This is a genomic window from Pseudomonas protegens (genome assembly GCF_003363755.1).
Lineage (GTDB): Bacteria > Pseudomonadota > Gammaproteobacteria > Pseudomonadales > Pseudomonadaceae > Aquipseudomonas > Aquipseudomonas danubii.
This window is the reverse complement of sequence record NZ_CP031396.1, coordinates 4372501-4390917: the sequence shown is the minus strand read 5'-3', so window position 1 is coordinate 4390917 and position 18417 is coordinate 4372501. Positions and strand designations below refer to the sequence as shown.

General features: G+C 60.9%; 8 protein-coding genes, 2 tRNA genes and 3 rRNA genes (1 of these 13 only partly in view). 1 reads left to right on the top strand and 12 read right to left on the bottom strand.

What is annotated here, in order from left to right:
* Window positions 1-10 precede the first annotated feature (10 nt).
* Entirely contained in the window at window positions 11-1537 is a 1527-nt protein-coding gene (locus DWF74_RS19780; RefSeq protein WP_115581548.1) for a CoA-acylating methylmalonate-semialdehyde dehydrogenase, read from the bottom strand.
* Window positions 1538-1685: 148 nt separating this feature from the next.
* Between DWF74_RS19780 and DWF74_RS19775 the strand changes: the two genes are divergently transcribed.
* The gene (locus tag DWF74_RS19775; protein ID WP_115581547.1) at window positions 1686-2636 is read left to right on the top strand and encodes a LysR family transcriptional regulator; all 951 of its coding nucleotides are present in this window, start codon (window positions 1686-1688) and stop codon (window positions 2634-2636) included.
* Between the two features lie 46 nt (window positions 2637-2682).
* Here the strand turns inward: DWF74_RS19775 and DWF74_RS19770 are convergent, their stop codons facing one another.
* The 11 genes from DWF74_RS19770 to DWF74_RS19720 all read right to left on the bottom strand — a co-directional run.
* Window positions 2683-3177: an OmpA family protein gene (locus tag DWF74_RS19770; protein WP_102861015.1), complete on the bottom strand. Its 495-nt coding sequence runs from the start codon at window positions 3175-3177 to the stop codon at window positions 2683-2685.
* 14 nt (window positions 3178-3191) lie between these two features.
* Window positions 3192-4460, bottom strand: a complete 1269-nt coding sequence (locus tag DWF74_RS19765; protein WP_102861014.1) for a diguanylate cyclase domain-containing protein — start codon at window positions 4458-4460, stop codon at window positions 3192-3194.
* The gene (locus DWF74_RS19760; protein ID WP_115582465.1) at window positions 4457-5038 is read right to left on the bottom strand and encodes a YfiR family protein; all 582 of its coding nucleotides are present in this window, start codon (window positions 5036-5038) and stop codon (window positions 4457-4459) included. The genes DWF74_RS19765 and DWF74_RS19760 overlap by 4 nt, the downstream gene beginning before the upstream one ends.
* Before the next feature lie 116 nt (window positions 5039-5154).
* Window positions 5155-7236, bottom strand: a complete 2082-nt coding sequence (gene recD / locus DWF74_RS19755; RefSeq protein WP_102861013.1) for an exodeoxyribonuclease V subunit alpha — start codon at window positions 7234-7236, stop codon at window positions 5155-5157.
* Window positions 7233-10925, bottom strand: a complete 3693-nt coding sequence (gene recB / locus DWF74_RS19750) for an exodeoxyribonuclease V subunit beta (RefSeq protein ID WP_115581546.1) — start codon at window positions 10923-10925, stop codon at window positions 7233-7235. The genes recD and recB overlap by 4 nt, the downstream gene beginning before the upstream one ends.
* A complete protein-coding gene (gene recC, locus DWF74_RS19745) occupies window positions 10922-14374 on the bottom strand; it encodes an exodeoxyribonuclease V subunit gamma (RefSeq protein ID WP_115581545.1) in 3453 nt (1150 codons plus the stop codon). The genes recB and recC overlap by 4 nt, the downstream gene beginning before the upstream one ends.
* 163 nt (window positions 14375-14537) lie before the next feature.
* Window positions 14538-14653: ribosomal RNA gene (rrf, locus tag DWF74_RS19740) — 5S ribosomal RNA — on the bottom strand.
* Between the two features lie 139 nt (window positions 14654-14792).
* Window positions 14793-17684, bottom strand: a 23S ribosomal RNA gene (locus DWF74_RS19735).
* Between the two features lie 221 nt (window positions 17685-17905).
* Window positions 17906-17981 (bottom strand) — tRNA-Ala (locus tag DWF74_RS19730).
* A 10-nt stretch (window positions 17982-17991) separates the two neighbouring features.
* Window positions 17992-18068 (bottom strand) — tRNA-Ile (locus DWF74_RS19725).
* Between the two features lie 123 nt (window positions 18069-18191).
* Window positions 18192-18417: ribosomal RNA gene (locus DWF74_RS19720) — 16S ribosomal RNA — on the bottom strand (it continues 1313 nt past the right edge of the window).
* Together the 16S, 23S and 5S rRNA genes with 2 tRNA genes alongside form the textbook arrangement of a ribosomal RNA operon.

Genomic DNA, 18417 nt, shown 5'->3' with positions numbered 1-18417 from the left:
GTCAGGCTCCTCAACGCAGGCTGATGGTGGTGTTCACACCGTCGTTGACGCTGTCATCGTCGAACCAGCGGGCGGTGACGGTCTTGGTCTGAGTGTAGAACTGCACCACTTGCTTGCCGTACGGGCCCAGGTCGCCGAGCTTGGAGCCGCGGGAGCCGGTGAAGCTGAAGAACGGCACCGGCACCGGAATCGGGATGTTGATACCGACCTGGCCAACGTCGATTTCGCTCTGGAACTTGCGTGCCGCCGCCCCGCTCTGGGTGAACAGGCCGGTGCCGTTGCCGAAGGGGTTGGCGTTGACCAGGGCAATGGCCTGATCCAAGGTGTCGACCTCCAGCACCACCAGCACCGGGCCGAAGATTTCCTGGGTGTAGATCTGCATATCGGTGGTTACCCCGGAGAACAGGGTCGGGCCGATGAAGTTGCCTTGCTCGTAGCCCGGGACCTGGATGCCGCGGCCATCGAGCTCCAGCTTGGCGCCTTCTTTCACGCCGCTTTCGATCAGCTCCAGAATCCGCGCCTTGGCGCGCTTGGACACCACCGGGCCCACATCGGTGCCCGGCTCGCTGCCGGCGTTGACCTTGAGTTTCTGCGCCAGGGCCTTGAGGTCCGGCAGCCATTGTTTAGCGGCGCCCACCAGCACCACCACCGAGGTGGCCATGCACCGCTGACCGGCCGCGCCGAAGCCGGCGCCCACCAGGGCATTGAGGGTCTGTTCGCGGTTGGCGTCGGGCAGCACCACGGCGTGGTTCTTCGCGCCCATCATCGATTGCACACGCTTGCCGTGCTTGCCCGCCAGGTCATAGACGTGAGTGCCGACCGCGGTCGAACCGACGAAGGACACCGCCTTGATGTCCTTGTGGGTGCACAGCGCATCCACCACGTCCTTGCCGCCGTGCACCACGTTGAGCACGCCGGCCGGGACCCCGGCTTCCACCGCCAGCTCCACCAGCAGCATGGTGGACAGCGGGTCCTGCTCGGAAGGCTTGAGGACGAAGGTGTTGCCGCAGGCGATGGCCATCGGGAACATCCACAGCGGGATCATCGCCGGGAAGTTGAACGGGGTGATCCCGGCGCACACACCGATCGGCTGGCGCAGGGTATAGGTGTCCACACCGCCGGCGACGTTCTCGGCGAACTCGCCCATCTGCAGGGTGCCGATGGAGCAGGCATGCTCCACCACTTCCAAGCCGCGGAAGATGTCACCCTCGGCGTCGGCGAGGGTCTTGCCCTGTTCGGCGCTGAGGACTGCGGCAATGCGCTTGGAATGCTCACGGATCAAGGCCTGGAGCTTGAGCATGATGCGCATCCGCGCGCCGATCGGAGTCAGTTTCCAGGTCTGGAAGGCGCGCTGGGCGGCGGCGATCGCGGCATCGACTTCAGCGGCGGTGGCAAAGGGCACCTTGGCCAGCACTTCCTGGGTCGCCGGGTTGACGATGTCGTGCCATTCCTGGCTCTGGGACTGGACCCATTCACCGTCGATCAGCAATTTGACCTGTTGCAGGGTGGTGCCGTCGGGCTTGAGGGATGCGTTCATGGGGTCTCCTGACTTCTTGAGTTCTTATGCAGGGAACCAAGGCGGGCAAACGCCTTGAAAGAGGGGCTGTCGCGAGTTGGTGTCGGACGGTTTTTGGAGTATAGATGTGCAAATTCCTAATAAGAACGCACATAAAATCCGGTCCAACATGCAAAAAAACATCACCTCGCTGAGCACCCTGAACTGGGACGACCTGAAGTTTTTCCTCGAAGTGGCGCGCACCCGCAAGGCCAGCAGCGCGGCCAAGCGCCTGGCGGTGGACTACACCACGGTGTCGCGGCGCATCGGTTCGCTGGAAACCGCCCTGGGCACCCTGTTGTTCGAAAAGTCCCGCACCAACGGTTTTGTTCTGACCGCCGAGGGCCAGCGCCTGCTGGGTTATGCCGAGTCCATCGAAAGCACCCTGCACATGGCCTGCGAGCAGGTCTCGGGTTCCGGGGTGGCGTTGTCCGGGCATGTGCGCATGGGCTGCACCGAGGGCTTCGGCAGCTTCTTCATCACCCCGCAGTTGAGCCACTTCCTCGATGAGTACCCGGCGATCTCAGTGGACATCCTGCCGCTGCCGCACTTCATCAGCCTGTCCAAGCGCGAGGCGGACATCGTCATCGCCCTGGAACGCCCGGAGCACGGCCCCTACGTGTGCTGCAAGCTGTGCGACTACCGCCTGCAGCTGTACGCCACCCAGGAATACCTCGACCGTCACCCGCCGATCCGCCGCCCCAGCGACCTGGGGGAACATCAATTCATCAGCTACGTGGACGACCTGGCGTTCAGTTCCGAGCTGCTGTACCTGGCCAATGTGGTGCCCGGGGCCAGCGCCAACCTGCGCAGTACCAGCGTCATCGCCCAGTACGTGGCGGCGCAGCAGGGCCGCTCGCTGGCGATCCTGCCGTGCTTCCTGGCGGCCCAGGACCCGCGGCTGCTGCCAGTACTGCCCAAGGAGATCAACCTGACCCGGCAATTCTGGATGTACTGCCGCGAAGACCTGCGCAAATTGAAGCGCATCACCCTGTTGTGGGATTACATCCGCGAGGTGACCGAGCAGAATCGCCCGCTGCTCATGGGGGACAGTCGCAGCATGCTGTTCGCCGCCCCCTGATCTTTAGCGACCGCCAAGCTAAAGCCGCGAAAATGTGGATCGCCGATCAGTCGGCGATCACCACGATCGACACCCGGCGGTTCTCGGTGCGCCCGGCTGCGGTGCTGTTGGAAGCCACCGGCTCGCTGCTGCCCAGACCGCGCAGCTGGATGTTCTCTTCACGCATGCCGACCTGGGTCAGCACCTTGACCACGCTCTTGGCCCGGCGCATGGACAGCTGCACGTTATAGGCTTCCTTGCCCGAAGCGTCGGTATGGCCGTCGACCCGGACCTTCTGGATATCCACACTGAGCAAGGCCTTGCCAATGCGCTGGACGATCTCGGTGCTGGCCTGGTTCAGGGTTTCCACATCGCTGCCAAACAGCACCTTGCCCGACAGGCCGAAGGCCCAGCCTTCATCCGTCAGTTCGAAGCCCTCCTGTTTCAGTACCGCGATCTGTTTCGGGGTCAGACCTTTGGGCGGCACGCTCTGGCAACCGGTCAGGGCCAAGAGGGCCATCAATACCAGGGTGCTGAACAGTCGAACCGTACGTTGCGTCATTGAGAACAAGGGAATTAGCTCCTGTTTTGAACCTGAACGATAGGGAGCTCCGCCCCCACTGTGTGTTGCCCGCCTCGCGAACCGCGCTTGGCGTGGTACATGGCCTCATCGGCAGCGTTCAACAGGCTGCCGGGCGTCACGCCATGATCCGGGTACACGGCAATGCCGATGCTCAGCGACGTCATGATCGACAGGTTGCCAGGCAATTGAATCGGCACGTCCATGCTGTGGATGATTTTGTCTGCGATGCGCTGGGCATCTTCAACCCGGTGCAGCGGGCTGAGCAGCACGGCGAATTCGTCGCCGCCCAGCCGGGCCACCAGATCCTCTTCACGCAGCTGCGCGCGAATTCGCGTGGCCACCGCCACCAGCACCGCATCACCCGCGGCGTGGCCGAAGTTGTCGTTGATTTCCTTGAACCGGTCACTGTCGAGAAACAGCACCGCCATGCGCTCGTTGAGCTTGTTGGCGCTGCGCAGTGCACGAATCAGCCGCCCCTCGAAAAACGCCCGGTTGGGCAGGCCGGTCAGGCTGTCGTGACTGGCCTGGTGAGCCAGGGTCTCATTCTCGCTTTGCAGGTGAGTCTGCCAGGCCTCCAGCTCATCGAGCAGGGCATTGAAGTCGTTGCCGAGGTTGTCCAGTTCAGCGATTTCCGCAGGCGGTACCCGCTGATCGAAGGCCCGCTCGCGCCGCGCCGCGTGGGCCACTTCCGCCAGGCTGCGCAAGGGCCCGGTGATCCCCCGCAGTTGCCGGCGTGCCAGGTACAGCGACACCCAGGCACTCAAGGCCGTACAAAGCACGATACCCACCAGACCACTGAGCAGAAAGCGCAGCAGACTGCCGCCATGGCCGGTGACGTTGACGCTGCCCACTTCTCGGTTCTGATGAAGAATCGGCAAGCTGATGGGCTTTTCCAGGATCGCACTGGCAACGTGCATTTCCAGGCGGGTCAGCAGACCGCTTTCCGGACGTTGCCAACTGGCCAGCAGACGGCCCTGGTTGTCATAGACCTTGGCATCGGCCACCTCTTCGGTTGAGGCAATCAGAGCCAGGGCCTCGGTGGCCACCACACTGTCGTTGAACACCACGGCCGCTTCCACGGTGTAGCTGATGGACCGGGCAATCAGGTGCAGGTTGTGATCGGCATAGACGCGCAATGCCAGGACCCCGAGGAAGGTCAGGGACAGGCTGGCCATGGAGATCGCCAACAGGGCGACGATCAGGTGACCGCGACCTATAACCGACCGCAGGGTCGGGCGGGCGTTGGGCTTGAACAGCTTCATGGCGCCGCCGGGCGACGACGCGACAGTTGCAGCACGCTGGGATGGATCTTCACCCCGCTGCGGGCCACTGAATCCAGGTTGACCTCGAACGACACTTGGTTGTCGCTGACCCGCAGGCAGAACAGGCTGCCAACGGTGCACTGGTCGCCCCCCTCACTGATGCTCAGCACGGGTTGGCCGATCAGCGAATTGAACAGGCGGCTCCGTTCATCGTTGCTCAGTTTGCCGACATAGACCGAGTCGCACTCACTGACGATTGCCGGGCTGCTGGCCAACAGGCGACGCACCAGCACCGGACGGCCGGTAGCCTGAGTAGTGCCCTTGAGCAGATCGTCGGTGTATTCGGTCGGGCCCACCACGCACAGGCGCAGTTCTGCAGGTTCCACCGGCCAGCGAGCGTAGCTGAGGATACCCAACACCACTTGCGTCACTGCCTTGGCCCGCTGTTCCGCCAGGCTGGTAGAGGCTGACAGCTCAGGCTGCGCAATGGCAAGCAGACTGAACAGGCAAAGAATGGTCGACAGTACACACTGCCTCCACCCCAAAATGCGCTCTGTCCTGAAGACAGCCACGTCCATGCAGGGATTCTCTTTGAATTTCACGGAAATGATGCCGCAACGATAGCACAGCCCGGGAAAATGCAGCGAGCCCAGCGCCCCAATACGGTGCTGGGCACTGGACAGCAACGCAGTGCTCAGTCCAGTTCCAGCATCAACCCGCTAAGGCGCTTGACCTTGCGCCGCACCGCCTCTTCAAACACCCCAGCCCGAGGCTCGATCAGGCTGAACCAATCCTTGGCCCGGGTGATTCCTGTATAGATCAATTCCTTGGTCAGCACCGGGTTCAGGGCGTCGGGCAGGATCAGCGCAGTATGGGCGAACTCCGACCCCTGAGACTTATGCACGGTCATGGCGTAGACCGTTTCCACGTCATTGAGCCGGCTCGGCAGTACCAGGCGTACCCCGCCCTGGCCATCGTTGCGCGGGAAAGCCACCCGCAGCACCTGGCGCCCGGCTTGCGGCCCCTCATGTTCCGGCAGCTGGAGGGCGATGCCAATATCGCCATTCATCAGGCCCAGACCATAGTCGTTACGGGTCATCAGCACGGGACGACCTTCGTACCATTGCTGGTCGCTGTCGATCAGCCGAGCCTTGAACAATGCCTGGGTGATCCGCAGGTTCAATCCTTCGACACCCCACGGCCCCTTGCGCACGGCACAGAGCAACTGGAAGCGATCGAAGGCCTGCAGGACGTTGCGCGCCCAATCGGTCCAGCGGCGGTCTTCCAGGGCGGTGTCCGCGGGTGGACGCTGACTGCGCAGCACATTCAGGTAATGCCGATAGCCTTGTGGCCCCTCGCCGTGGCCTTCCAGCAACAGGCGCTCAAGGGCTCTGTCCTGCTCGCCCTTGAGACTCAGGCTGTACAAGTCCGCATGGCTGCGAGCCGCCAGCAGGCGCCGGGCCTCCTCGGCCTGTTGTTGATTGACCCAGCGCGCCAGCTGGCCAATGCCACTGCCTTCGCCGAAGCGCCGGGAGTGGCGCAGCATCACCACCTGCTGTGCCAGGGGATGCTGGTGCCCGGTGTCTTCCTGCAAGCCGCTGGCGCCCAGGTTCTCAGCGCTGACCGCTTCCAGCCAGGCGCGAGTCTGCGGGTTGTACCAGCCGGCCTCGGCATCGCGACACAGGTCACCGAGCACCGCCCCCGCCTCCACCGACGCCAGTTGATCCTTGTCCCCCAACAGCACCAGGCGGGCATGAATGGGCAAGGCGTCCAGCAGATTGGCCATCATTTCCAGGTCGATCATCGAAGCTTCGTCCACCACCAGCACATCCAGGGGCAGGCGGTTGCCGGCGTGGTGGCGGAAATGCCGGGTGCCCGGGCGATTGCCCAGCAAGCGGTGCACCGTGGTCACCTCGCTGGGGATCTTTTCCCGTACCTCGTCGGCGACTGCCAGGGACCGCACTTGCAGGCTGATGGACTCGGTGAGGCGGGCCGCGGCTTTGCCAGTGGGCGCCGCCAGACGAATGCGCAAGGGTTTGCGCGCCTCCACCGCCGGGGCCTGGAGCAACGCCAGCAGACGCACCACGGTGGTGGTTTTGCCCGTGCCGGGGCCACCGGTGATGATGCTGAAGGCGCCTCGGGTCGCCAGGGCACAGGCGAGTTTCTGCCAATCGATGGGCCCGGCAGCCTTGGCCGGGCCAAACAGCCCGTCCAGGCGCTGGGCCAGATTCTCCGGAGTCGCTTCCGTCGACGCCAGGCGCTGGCGCAGGGCGTTGTCGATCCGCCGTTCATAGGCCCAGTAGCGCCGCAGGTACAGGCGCTTTCCGGACAGCACCAACGGCCGCTGCTGGGACGCCTCGCCGTGATCAGCCGACAGGGCCACCAACCGACTGCCGGCCAGGACCTTGCACCAGTGAGCCCCCTCCAGATTCGCCAACACCTGGGAAGGCAGCACCGTGGCACCGCCTTGCGAATCCCCTTCCGGCGGCAGCGACAGAGCGAAGTCCGGCTCCTTGAGGGTTTCGAACAGGTCCAGGCAGACATGCCCATGACCCAACTGGTGACTGGTCAGGGCCGCGGCCATGAGCACCAACGGATCGCAGCCGGGGTCCAGCTCATGGAGGAAGCCGACAAAAGCCTTGTCCAGGGCCCGCAGCCAGCCGCGCTCGACCCAGCGCTCAAGCAACAACAGCAGGTCTTCGGCGCGAGCCAGGGGCGCCAGCGCTAACTGGGGCGCTGGCGGCTCGGCCAACTGGGCAAACAGATCCTGGGTCATAACAGCACTCCCTGTTCCCAGGCGGGCTCGGCCTTGGGCGGCTCGGGCTGGCCCTGGAACATGCGGTCGAGGCGTTCGATCAACTGCCGTGGCGGCCGGGCAAAGTACGCGCCCTGGCTCGCGGAACGGCTGCCACGCAAAAACAGGTACAAGGCGCCGCCGATGTGCCGATCGTAATCGTAGTCCGCCAACCGGGCCTTCAACTGCCGATGCAGCGCCAGCAGGTAGAGCACGTATTGCAGGTCGTAGCGGTTGTCGAGAATCGATTGCTCCATGGCCTGCTCGGTGTAGGCCGCGTCGTCCACGCCCAGCCAGTTGGATTTGTAGTCGGCCACGTAATAGCGGCCCTGATGTTCGAATGTCAGGTCGATGAAGCCCTTGAACATGCCATTGAGCAGCACCGGCTCGGCGGTGACCCGAGGCGCGCCCTGGTGGGTCTGCTGGCGCACCAGCTCGTCGAGCTTGAGCACGTCGACCTTGTGGCTGGCAAACCAGAACTCCATTTCGACCCGGTACTGGGTCAGTCGCCCCAGCACCACTGGCGGTTGCCCATCCCCCACAGGCAGGGACGCCTGCAACAAGTGCTGCAGCCAATCGCTGAGGGTCAAAATCCAGCCTTGCCAGCCGCGACGATTGCAACGGCGGGCGATGGCATCCTCGATCACCGCGGGGGCGGCGGCAAAACCCTCCTCCCCGGCCCATTCCAGCAGACCGTGGAGGAAGGTGCCGGGGTTCGGGCCCCGGGGAAACCGGTGAATATCACCACCACTGGCGACGACTTCCCGAGGGGCCTCGGGGTCCAGCCGCTCATCGTCGAAGAGCTTCTGTGCCTGGGGATTTTCCGGTGCTTCGGTGCTACCGCTGCCCAAGGTATCGCTGATGCGCAAGGCACTGTAGGAGGCGATCCACCAGTTCTCCGCCGCCCGTCGAATCGGCTGTAACGGGGCCAGCAGCCTGGCGTCATTGCGCGGCGGGTAAAAGCGCTGGTCATCGGCCGCAGGCAGCTCGCTGACACCGATGGCCTCACAGCCTTGCTGCAAGTCCAGGAGCCAGCGCAGCAATCCCTTGGACTCGCCCAACAGGGCACCGCCGCCAAGCAGGTAGCCCAGGGCCGACAAGTGCAACACCGAGCTGCTGTGGTTGCCGCGCTTGAGATCGGCCACTCCCAGCCAGCAGGCATGCTGGGCCCGGGTCAGGGCCACGTAGAGCAGACGCAGATCTTCCGCCAGACGTTCCTCATCGGCTTGGGCGATCAGCTCCGGCGTCGGTCGCAAACTGACCTGGGCCTTACCGGCAGCATCGTGGTAATGCAGCGGCAGGCGACTGCCATCCACCGGTTTGGTGGAGCAGATGAAGGGCAGGAACACCAAGGGGTATTCCAGGCCCTTGGACTTGTGGATGGTCACCACCTTGACCAGTTGCTCGTCGCTTTCCAGGCGCAGGATCTGCTCTTCACCGGCCTGCCCGGACAACGCCAGATGCTCGGCCAGATGGCGGATCAGTGCCTGCTCACCGTCCAGTTCCGCAGCGTTTTGCTGCAACAACTCAGACAGGTGCAGGAGGTTGGTCAGCACCCGCTCGCCGTCGCTGCGGGCCATCAGCGCCTGGGGCAGTTGGAAGTCATGGAGCAAGCGTCGGAGCATCGGCAGCACGCCCTGGCTGCGCCAGATCGTGCGGTATCCGCGGAACTGCATGACTCGGGCTTCCCAGGCCAATTCGTCCTGGTTCAGCCGCTCCAGTTCCACCAGGGACAGGTTCAGGGTCAGGGAGGCCAGGGCGGCCCGCAGCGGACGCTCCACATCCGGTTCGGCGCAAGCCTTGAGCCACACCAGCAGGTCCCGGGCTTCCTGGGCGGCGAACACCGAGTCCTTGTCCGAGAGATACACGCTGCGCACCCCGCGGGCGGCCAGTTCACCGCGCACCGCCTGGGCCTCCTTGCCGTCGCGGACCAGAATGGCGATATCCGCCGGCAACAACCCCTTGAGTTCCTGCTGATCGCGGGCAAAACCACTGCGCCCCTGCTGACCGCCATTGAGCAGATCGACAATGGCACTGGCACAGGCCGCGGCCTGCTGCTGACGATACTGGGCCCCGGACAGCGGTTGCTCCGAAGGCAGTTGCCAGAAGTTCAGCGCTGGCACCGCTTGGCCATCCACCTGCAGGCGCTCCTTGCGGCCCTGAGCGGCTACCGCCAGGAAGGGCACCGGATTCTCGCCATCCTCTTCGCGAAACAGGAAGGCCCCCTGCCCTTGCTGGCGCTGTTCGGCTTGCAGGAACACATGGTTGACCGCACTGACCATGGCCTGGCTGGAACGAAAGTTGGTGCCCAGGGTATGCAAGCGTCCCGCTGTGGCCTGGCGGGCCCGCAGGTAGGTGTAGATGTCGGCGCCACGGAAGGCGTAGATCGCTTGTTTGGGGTCGCCAATCAGGAACAGCCCGGTTTCGGGGTCGTTGGCCTCGATGCGGTAGATGCTTTCGAAGATCCGGTACTGCACCGGATCGGTGTCCTGGAACTCGTCGATCAGGGCCACCGGAAACTGCTCGCGGATCAAAGTCGCCAGGCGCTCGCCGCCGTCGCTTTGCAGGGCGCTGTCCAGACGCAGCAACATATCGTCAAAGCCCATTTCGGCGCGGCGACGCTTCTCTTCTTCAAAACGCGCACCGACCCACTGCGCAGCATGCTGCAGGACCGCGGCGTCCGGGCTGGGCAAGGCGTCGAGGCTGGCCTTGAGTCCAGCCATGGCATCGAGCCCCGGGTGCTGCGGAGCTTCACCTTTCCAGGCCTCGCTCATTCCGTCTGGGGTCAGGCGGGTGAAGCCGGTGCCAATATCCAACTGCTCAACGGATTCGTCCTCGGCCCAGGCCGTGATCTTTTCAAACCAGGGCTCGAAGAAACGAGCCTGCATCTTGCGGCCGTCGACACTCTTGCTGGCAACGCCTTGCAGACAGATCTCCCGCAACTCCACCGCCCATTGCCGCCAGGGCGCCTTGAGCTGCACCAGCGCTTCCCGACGCTCCTGCAGACAGGCTTCGATCAATTCACTGGGGGTCTGTTCCGACGGCTCACGACGCTCGCTGCCGAACATCGCCCGCACCCGGGGCAGCAATTGGGCCGGGCCGACCCAGTTGGAGCGCACCCAGTTGAGCGCATCGCCCTGCATCGGATAGCAGAACAAGCGCCAGTAATCACGCAGCACCTGCCCCAGCAGATCGCTGTGGTCGGTCTCCAGGGTCTGGGTAAACAGGCTGCCGCTGTCGAAAGCGTGCTCGCGGAGCATGCGTTGGCACCAGCTGTGAATGGTGGAGACGGCAGCCTCATCCATCCACTGCGCGGCGATGTCCAGGCGGTTGGCGCAGGCGGCCCATTGTTCGGCGGAGTACTGCTCCCGCAGCTCGACGATCAGGCTGTCGGGGGCGCTGGTTTCGTCACGGAAGAAGCGTGCGGCCTCCGCCAGACGGGTGCGGATGCGTTCGCGCAACTCCTTGGTGGCCGCATCGGTAAAGGTCACCACCAGGATCTGCGGTGGCAGCAATTCGCGACCAAAGCCTGCGGACTCGCCACCGTGGCCCAGCACCAGACGCAGATAGAGCGCGGAGATGGTGAAGGTCTTGCCGGTGCCGGCACTGGCCTCGATCAGTTGGCTACCCCGTAGCGGGAAGGCCAGGGCCAGAGGGACTTGTTGAGTCATGCGCCGGCCTCCTCGCCGAGGGCTGAACGCCAGGGGGCGTCCAGCAGGGGGCGATAGAGTGTCTCGGCCCAGCCGCTGAAGGTTTCATCAGCGATCAGGGCGTTGTAGTCGGCGAATTGCCGAGCCAATGCCGGACTTTCTCGACGCTCGCCTTCACTGTTCTGGCCATCGCCATCGTAGGTCTTGCGGGCCGCGGCAGCGGCTTTGTCAGGATCGGTCTGGGCCAGCCAGGCGAAGGCAGTCTTGACGGCCACCGGCAATGGCTGCCGCATACCCGATTGCCAGGCCAGCAGCAGATTGCCGAGGATCGCCCGAGCCTGATCCTGTTCCAACGGCGGTAACAGCAGGCTGTCATCGCTGGCCACCAACGCAGTGGTCAGGGAGTAACCGCTGGCGCAGGCCAGCAGATGGTTGATCCAGGGCTTGATCAAGCGGTGCCATTTGCGGGTTTTGAGCGAACCTATGCCGTTGGGAATGGTGGTCACGGCCAATAGTCCGCCATCCGCCCGTTGATGCAGGTGGCTCAACCAGCCTTCCAGGCGCACGCCCTGCAATTCCAGGCTGACAGGCAATGCACTGGTAACCGGGGTTGGCCACAGATCCAGCAGTTGCCGGTAGCGCTGCAACAAGTCCGGCAGGGGTTCCATGAGTTCGCGTTGCAGGCACTCGCCGAAACCGGCCATGGGCAACAGGCCGCTGGCTTGCAGCCTTTGCGCCTGGGCCTGCAAGGCCTGATCCGGGTGTGCGGCATCACTCAATGCGGCCTCCAGCAAGCTGTCGCTGAGGCTGTAGCGTTGCAGGGCGTCGAGGACAAAGGGCTCCTCGTCAGCCAGTGGTGCTTCCATGGCTTCAAAAAACACCTTGAGCCGTTGGCTGAAAAAGTGCCGTACCGGGTTGCGCAGAAAATCTTGCAACTGGGCCAGGCTCAAGGGCTCCTCCTGTACATAAGGCTCAAGGCGTTCGGTGGTGCCGGTTTCTGCCGGGGCCTGATGCAATACCTGCCACTCCCGGGCGTAACTGAACAGGACGTCATTGTCATGAAAGTAGCGGGCACTGAAGGGCTGCAGCGGGTGCTCCTGGGTCAGGGCCTCGAGCAGGGATTGCTGCGCATCGGCCAATCGCCAGCCGCCGGCCAGATGATCGCGCAACTGGCCGATCAGCACCGAGGCAGGCCGTTCGCTGTTATCGCGGATGCTGCGGCCAACCCAACTGACATAGAGTTGGTCCCGGGCTGAGAGCAACGCTTCGAGCAGCAGATAGCGGTCATCTTCGCGTCGGGAACGGTCGCCGGGGCGGTAGTCGCTGCCCATCAGGTCGAAGTCCAGAGGCGGTTGCGCCCGTGGATAGTCACCGTCATTCATGCCCAGCAGGCACACCAGCTTGAAGGGGATTGCGCGCATCGGCATCAGGGTGCAGAAATTCACGGCGCCGGCGAGGAAGCGCTGGGACAAGCGGCCCTGATCAAGGCCCGCCAGCCAGGCTTCACGCACCACGGTCAGGGGCAATTGATCTTGCAGACCGACGGAGTCGCAGGTTTCCAGCCAGTTTTCCCGAAGGTCCTCGAGCTGGCCCAACAGGTAATCGTCATGCTCGGTGCTAGCCAGGAAGAACTGTTCCAGCAAGTGCTGCAGGCGCTCGCCCCATTGGGCTGGCACAGCAGGCTGGGTGAGTTGCTGGTAGGCGATCTGCAGGGCATCCAGCAGTGCGACCAAGGGGCCGATCAGCGCGGCATCCAGGCCGCCGATTTCGTCATAAGGCTCAATGCCGTCGCAGGCATCGGAGCGGCCGACCGCATATCCCAGGAGCATTCGGCGCAGGCCGAAACGCCAGCTGTTTTGCTCAAGCTCCTGGGGCAGTCCCAATTCGGCACGTTGTTCGGCGTTCATGCCCCAACGGATGCCGGCACCTTCGATCCAGCGGTGCAAGGTGGGCAGGTCGGCTTCATCGACACCAAAACGCGCACGCAATGCCGGGACGTCCAGCAGGTCGAGAATCTCACTGACCGGGAAGCGGCTGTCCGGGAGTTTGAGCAGGTGTTCGACGGCGATCAGCAACGGGTCGCGACCGCGCTGTCCCTGGTCGGTGAGGGTAAAGGGAATGAAACGTCGGTCATCACGCTCCAACTGGCCGAATACCGCACGGATATGCGGGGCGTAGCTGTCGATGTCGGGGACCATGACGATCACATCGCGAGGCCGCAGGTCGGGCTCGGCGCTGAAGCGTGCCAGGAGCTGGTCGTGGAGGATTTCCACCTCGCGCTGGGCACTGTGAGCAATGTGAAAACGGATCGACTGGTCCTGCTGGAGATCGACTTCGGGCCACAGTTCGCGAGTCTCGTTGAGGGGACGCAGCTCGAGGATATCGTCCTGCAGCTGCTGAAGCATGGTGCGTGGCTGGCTGTCGCTGAACAGGTCGATGCGGCCATCGCGGAAAGCCGCGCGATAACTGTTGGGGTCGTCGTAGCTGTCCAGCAGGTTGATGTAGTCACGGCCCTGCTTGCCCCAGGCGGCCAGCAACGGATGGGCATGCTGGTGCAGGGTTTGCGGGTCCAGGGCCAGTGGCATACCGGCTTTGCGCGCCTGGCGTTTGTACTGATGGCGCAGCAGATCCTTGTCGGCAACGATATCCGCCCAGTGATGGCGACAGGGGTTGTGCACACAGAGAAGGACTTGGCTGAAACGGGCCAATCCGGCCAAAGCCTCCAAGGCCTGGGCCGGCAAGGAAGAAATACCGAAAACGATCACCCGTGACGGCAGGCCAGCAGGGGCTTGATCCAGGTTATTGATCCGCTCGATAAAGCGTTGGTGGACTCCGGCTCGGCTCTGGGCCATGCCTTCGGTACCCACATCCAGAAGCAGTGCTCGCCACAGTTCGGCTTGCCAGCAGTTGGCCGGGGTCAGGGCTTTGGCTTCGCCACGAACGTTACGCAGTGAATGGCGTCCAGCGGCCCAGTCCTCCAGCCAATCGGCCCGATAGACCTGGTACTGGTCGAACAGGTCGGCAAGGCGCTCTGCCAGCTGGTAGCGTTTACGCAAATCACTGTCGTGGGTCAGGAAGCGCTGCAGGGGTTCGAAGTGGGGCTCATCGATCAGTTCTGGCAGCAGGCGCATCAGACGCCAGGTCAGCGGGGCTTTGTCCAAAAGGGATTTAGGCGGGATTTCATCGCGTCCCAATACCAGGCGATAAAGCTGCCACATGAAGCTGCCAGGCAATTGCACATCGATGGCGGCGGCAATACCGCAACCGCCGGAGTCGTCCTCTTCAGGATCTTCAGCCAGGGCCAACTTCAGCCATTGCGCGATGCCATTGCTCTGCACCAGGGCGATTTCATTTTCCAGAGGAGCCAGCGGGTAGCGCCGCATCCAGCTGACCACCAGGCTGCGCAACTCGTCCAGGCGGTTACCGTGAACCACCATAAAACCTGGGGTGAGGGACGAGGCGTCCGGCATAAGGGCTTCCTTGGAGAATACAAAAAGCTAGGCCGGAACCTTAGCACTGTCACGGGGTGGTGGCAGCCGGAGCGAGCAAACAGCACAAGAGAAACCGCTGCAGCTTTTCTCCGCGCAAAAACAAAACCCCAATTGCTTTCGCAATTGGGGTTTCGGAATTTAATCTTGACGATGACCTACTCTCACATGGGGAAACCCCACACTACCATCGGCGATGCATCGTTTCACTTCTGAGTTCGGGATGGGATCAGGTGGTTCCAACGCTCTATGGTCGTCAAGAAATTCGGTAGCCAGTCCGTTGCTTGTGCAACGTGCCAGCGAATGGGTATGTAATAGATTTGTGTGTTGTGCAAACTTTCGGTTTGTTTCGTCTTCACACACCGCAACTCGCTTCTTAAGCAAATTGCTTGGGTGTTATATGGTCAAGCCTCACGGGCAATTAGTATTGGTTAGCTCAACGCCTCACAGCGCTTACACACCCAACCTATCAACGTCGTAGTCTTCGACGGCCCTTTAGGGGATTCAAGATCCCAGTGAGATCTCATCTTGAGGCAAGTTTCCCGCTTAGATGCTTTCAGCGGTTATCTTTTCCGAACATAGCTACCCGGCAATGCCACTGGCGTGACAACCGGAACACCAGAGGTTCGTCCACTCCGGTCCTCTCGTACTAGGAGCAGCCCCTCTCAAATCTCAAACGTCCACGGCAGATAGGGACCGAACTGTCTCACGACGTTCTAAACCCAGCTCGCGTACCACTTTAAATGGCGAACAGCCATACCCTTGGGACCGGCTTCAGCCCCAGGATGTGATGAGCCGACATCGAGGTGCCAAACACCGCCGTCGATATGAACTCTTGGGCGGTATCAGCCTGTTATCCCCGGAGTACCTTTTATCCGTTGAGCGATGGCCCTTCCATACAGAACCACCGGATCACTAAGACCTACTTTCGTACCTGCTCGACGTGTCTGTCTCGCAGTCAAGCGCGCTTTTGCCTTTATACTCTACGACCGATTTCCGACCGGTCTGAGCGCACCTTCGTACTCCTCCGTTACTCTTTAGGAGGAGACCGCCCCAGTCAAACTACCCACCATACACTGTCCTCGATCCGGATAACGGACCTGAGTTAGAACCTCAAAGTTGCCAGGGTGGTATTTCAAGGATGGCTCCACGCAAACTGGCGTTCACGCTTCAAAGCCTCCCACCTATCCTACACAAGCAAATTCAAAGTCCAGTGCAAAGCTATAGTAAAGGTTCACGGGGTCTTTCCGTCTAGCCGCGGATACACTGCATCTTCACAGCGATTTCAATTTCACTGAGTCTCGGGTGGAGACAGCGCCGCCATCGTTACGCCATTCGTGCAGGTCGGAACTTACCCGACAAGGAATTTCGCTACCTTAGGACCGTTATAGTTACGGCCGCCGTTTACCGGGGCTTCGATCAAGAGCTTCGCGTTAGCTAACCCCATCAATTAACCTTCCGGCACCGGGCAGGCGTCACACCCTATACGTCCACTTTCGTGTTTGCAGAGTGCTGTGTTTTTAATAAACAGTCGCAGCGGCCTGGTATCTTCGACCGGCATGAGCTTACGGAGCAAGTCCTTCACCCTCACCGGCGCACCTTCTCCCGAAGTTACGGTGCCATTTTGCCTAGTTCCTTCACCCGAGTTCTCTCAAGCGCCTTGGTATTCTCTACCCAACCACCTGTGTCGGTTTGGGGTACGGTTCCTAGTTATCTGAAGCTTAGAAGCTTTTCTTGGAAGCATGGCATCAACCACTTCGTCACCTAAAAGGTAACTCGTCATCAGCTCTCGGCCTTAGAACCCCGGATTTACCTAAGATTCCAGCCTACCACCTTAAACTTGGACAACCAACGCCAAGCTGGCCTAGCCTTCTCCGTCCCTCCATCGCAATAACTAGAAGTACAGGAATATTAACCTGTTTTCCATCGACTACGCTTTTCAGCCTCGCCTTAGGGACCGACTAACCCTGCGTCGATTAACGTTGCGCAGGAAACCTTGGTCTTTCGGCGTGGGTGTTTTTCACACCCATTGTCGTTACTCATGTCAGCATTCGCACTTCTGATACCTCCAGCAAGCTTCTCAACTCACCTTCACAGGCTTACAGAACGCTCCTCTACCGCATCACTTACGTGATACCCGTAGCTTCGGTGTATGGTTTGAGCCCCGTTACATCTTCCGCGCAGGCCGACTCGACTAGTGAGCTATTACGCTTTCTTTAAAGGGTGGCTGCTTCTAAGCCAACCTCCTAGCTGTCTAAGCCTTCCCACATCGTTTCCCACTTAACCATAACTTTGGGACCTTAGCTGACGGTCTGGGTTGTTTCCCTTTTCACGACGGACGTTAGCACCCGCCGTGTGTCTCCCATGCTCGGCACTTGTAGGTATTCGGAGTTTGCATCGGTTTGGTAAGTCGGGATGACCCCCTAGCCGAAACAGTGCTCTACCCCCTACAGTGATACATGAGGCGCTACCTAAATAGCTTTCGAGGAGAACCAGCTATCTCCGAGCTTGATTAGCCTTTCACTCCGATCCACAGGTCATCCGCTAACTTTTCAACGGTAGTCGGTTCGGTCCTCCAGTCAGTGTTACCTAACCTTCAACCTGCCCATGGATAGATCGCCCGGTTTCGGGTCTATTCCCAGCGACTAGACGCCCTATTAAGACTCGCTTTCGCTACGCCTCCCCTATTCGGTTAAGCTCGCCACTGAAAATAAGTCGCTGACCCATTATACAAAAGGTACGCAGTCACAGAACAAAGTCTGCTCCCACTGCTTGTACGCATACGGTTTCAGGATCTATTTCACTCCCCTCTCCGGGGTTCTTTTCGCCTTTCCCTCACGGTACTAGTTCACTATCGGTCAGTCAGTAGTATTTAGCCTTGGAGGATGGTCCCCCCATATTCAGACAAGGTTTCTCGTGCCCCGTCCTACTCGATTTCATGACTAAGAGATTTTCGCGTACAGGGCTATCACCCACTATGGCCGCACTTTCCAGAGCGTTCCGCTAATCTCAAAGCCACTTAAGGGCTAGTCCCCGTTCGCTCGCCACTACTAAGGGAATCTCGGTTGATTTCTTTTCCTCAGGGTACTTAGATGTTTCAGTTCCCCTGGTTCGCCTCTTGCACCTATGTATTCAGTACAAGATAACCATCTTATGATGGCTGGGTTCCCCCATTCAGAGATCTCCGGATCAAAGTCTGTTTGCCGACTCCCCGAAGCTTATCGCAGGCTACCACGTCTTTCATCGCCTCTGACTGCCAAGGCATCCACCGTATGCGCTTCTTCACTTGACCATATAACCCCAAGCAATCTGGTTATACTATGAAGACGACATTCGCCGAAAATTTGCAATTTAACTCACAAATTTTACCTTAGCCTGATCCGTTACCAGTGAAAGTAACGTTCAGTCTATCTTTCTATCACATACCCAAATTTTTAAAGAACGATCTAATCAAAAGACTAGAAATCAACATTCAAGCAGAATGCTCATTTCTAAGCTTTCAGAAGCAGTTTATGGTGGAGCCAAGCGGGATCGAACCGCTGACCTCCTGCGTGCAAGGCAGGCGCTCTCCCAGCTGAGCTATGGCCCCATAACAAAATTGGTGGGTCTGGGCAGATTCGAACTGCCGACCTCACCCTTATCAGGGGTGCGCTCTAACCAACTGAGCTACAGACCCAATTTCGAGCTTGTAACTGTTAGCTTGGAGCTATCAGCTTGGAGCTTAAAGCTGCTTCTATCGTCTTCTTCAATGAATCAAGCAATTCGTGTGGGAGCTTATGAAGCAGCTGATGTCGTCGATTAAGGAGGTGATCCAGCCGCAGGTTCCCCTACGGCTACCTTGTTACGACTTCACCCCAGTCATGAATCACACCGTGGTAACCGTCCTCCCGAAGGTTAGACTAGCTACTTCTGGTGCAACCCACTCCCATGGTGTGACGGGCGGTGTGTACAAGGCCCGGGAACGTATTCACCGCGACATTCTGATTCGCGATTACTAGCGATTCCGACTTCACGCAGTCGAGTTG